This is a genomic window from Arthrobacter sp., from assembly GCF_031988865.1.
Taxonomy (GTDB): domain Bacteria; phylum Actinomycetota; class Actinomycetes; order Actinomycetales; family Micrococcaceae; genus Arthrobacter_B.
Window position 1 is genome coordinate 15,469 of the sequence record NZ_DALZXY010000081.1, and the last position, 1,209, is coordinate 16,677.

Consider the following 1,209-nt stretch of genomic DNA (forward strand, 5'->3'; position numbering starts at 1 on the left):
CCGTCCCCACATCCGGGCGGGCTGCACTCCGGCCGTACTGGGTGCGCTGCCAGCGGAACCTAGACTGGAGCGGTGACTGATTTTTCCCGGCTCCCGGGCGCTCCGCAGAGTTCGAACCTTCCGCTGCTGGCTGGCCTTGCCGCCGACCTGCAGGACGCCGGCTACACGGTGGACGGAGTCGCCGCCTTCCTGGGGGAGGAGGCCAGCGCCGCGCTGGGCCGCGACCAGGTGGTTCCCGCCCTGCTGGTGTGCCGCGCGGCCACCGCGACCGCCGACCCGGAGCCGCTGGCTGCCGCCGTCCAGCTGTGGCTGATCGGAGGCTCCGTGGACCCGGCCCGGCTGGACGCCGCGTTCCCCCGCACCGGCGCGGCCGGGCTGCGGGAACTCGGGCTGGCAGAGACGGACCCCGCGACACCGGAGCTGCTGCGTGCCGCCGTGGACCTGCGGCCCTACGCTTTTGGCGCCGCCCATGAAACCAACGACGACGACGCTCCCGGCAGCACAGAGCTGTGGGTAGCCAGCGACCTCGGCGAGCACCAGCGTCCGGGCGTGCTGCCCCACAACCATGTCCTGGGCATCGGGCAGGCGTCCCTGTCCTTGGCGCAGCTGACCATCCGCCGTCCCGTGGCGCGGGCCCTGGACCTGGGCACCGGCTGCGGTATCCAGGTCTTCCATCTGCTCAGCCACGCCGGTCACGTCACTGCCACTGACATCTCCGAACGGGCGCTGGGCTTCACCCGCTTCAACCTGCTCCTGAACGCCGCGGCGCTTGGCGTCGACCCGGCCCACCCGGAACAGCGCATCGACCTGCGGCTGGGCAGCATGCTGGAACCGGTTGCCGGGGAACGGTTCGATCTGGTGGTTTCCAATCCGCCGTTCGTGATTACGCCGCGCTCGGAGCAGGAAACCGCTGAGGACCGGTTCACCTACCGCGACGGCGGCCTGGCCGGGGACGGCATAGTCGAAGGGCTGTTCCGGAACCTGGAGACGGTCCTGGTGCCCGGCGGCACCGCGCAGATGCTCGGCAACTGGGAAATCCAGGGCGCGCCGGAAAGCACGGAAGACCCGGTTAATGCGGATGCCCCATTAAATACGAATGATCCGGGTGCATGGAGCTCCCGCCTGCAGTCCTGGTTGCCGGAAAGCATGGATGTCTGGGTCATCCAGCGGGAAACACTGAGCCCGGCCGAGTACGCCGAAATGTGGCTG

Annotated in this window: 1 protein-coding gene; it reads left to right on the top strand. The window is 69.7% G+C overall.

The window, feature by feature from the left end:
- Positions 1-72: 72 nt before the first annotated feature.
- A partial coding sequence (locus tag RTN46_RS13470) for a methyltransferase (protein ID WP_312182110.1) occupies positions 73-1,209 on the top strand: 1,137 nt, incomplete at its 3' end.